This window comes from Pollutimonas rozaliensis (assembly GCF_048751585.1).
In the GTDB taxonomy this organism is placed as follows: Bacteria; Pseudomonadota; Gammaproteobacteria; order Burkholderiales; family Burkholderiaceae_B.
In genome coordinates this window covers 1-276 of the sequence record NZ_JAZHOB010000091.1, presented here as the reverse complement: position 1 = coordinate 276, position 276 = coordinate 1, and the positions used below count along the sequence as shown (strand labels likewise).

1 protein-coding gene is annotated in these 276 nt (G+C 50.4%); it reads left to right on the top strand.

Going from position 1 to position 276, the window contains the following annotated elements:
* On the top strand, positions 1 to 276 hold a 276-nt coding region (locus tag V0R37_RS22105), incomplete at both ends, for a DEAD/DEAH box helicase (protein ID WP_420376559.1).

The window sequence follows — 276 nt, the reverse complement described above, 5'->3', positions numbered from 1 at the left end:
AGCAATGAAAAAGACACACATCACAGATCAAAAGTTCGCCGACTTCGGTTTACACCCGCAAGTCATTGAAGGATTGGATAAAAAAGGGTTTGAATATTGTACTCCGATCCAAGCCTTGGCGTTGCCGGTCCTGCTCACCGGCCAAGACATTGCAGGCCAGGCCCAAACGGGCACTGGTAAAACCCTTGCGTTTCTTACTGCTACCTTCAATCACTTACTGACGACCCCTGAAGCGGAAGGACGAAAACCTAACCAGCCTCGCGCCATCATCATGGC